Below are 458 nucleotides of genomic sequence, written 5' to 3'. Positions count from 1 at the left end.
AGGGCCGCGGCCAGGGCCCCGCCGTGCCCGGCCTCCTCCGTGCGGTGCCACAGGGCGGGGACCAGCGCGAACTCCGGGGTGCCGACCACCGCGTCGGCCCCGGCGGCCAGCCACGGGGCGCGCACCGACGCGCGGACCGCCCCGTGGTGCAGGTCCTGGTGCACGAGCGCCGCGTCCAGCTCGTCGCGCCGGAGCCGCTCGAGGCTCCTGACGGCCTGGAGCCGGAAGCGGCGCGGGAACCGGGCGTCCAGGTCCACGGCCCCCTCCAGCTCCGCCTGCCACCGCCGGGCCGTCTCCGACAGACGCGGGAACGGGGGCCGCGGCGGCCGGGCGAGGACCCGGGTCAGCTCGCCGAGCACGCGGCACGCCTCGAGCACCGGCAGCTCGTACAGGTCCCGGTCGGCGGTGCGCTCGAGCAGCAGCGCCCGGTCCGCCGGCTCCGCCCGGAGCAGCCGCAC

General features: G+C 80.1%; 1 protein-coding gene. It reads right to left on the bottom strand.

Annotated features, from left to right (window positions below; genetic code table 11):
• Positions 1 to 458: aminoglycoside phosphotransferase family protein (locus CRM73_RS19575; RefSeq protein WP_229588848.1), on the bottom strand; the 458-nt coding region annotated here is incomplete at both ends.

It is taken from the genome of Kocuria sp. CCUG 69068, from assembly GCF_020833785.1.
Lineage (GTDB): Bacteria > Actinomycetota > Actinomycetes > Actinomycetales > Micrococcaceae > Kocuria > Kocuria rosea.
Note: the sequence above shows the minus strand (reverse complement) of the source record. Positions and strands in the feature narration are given on the sequence as shown.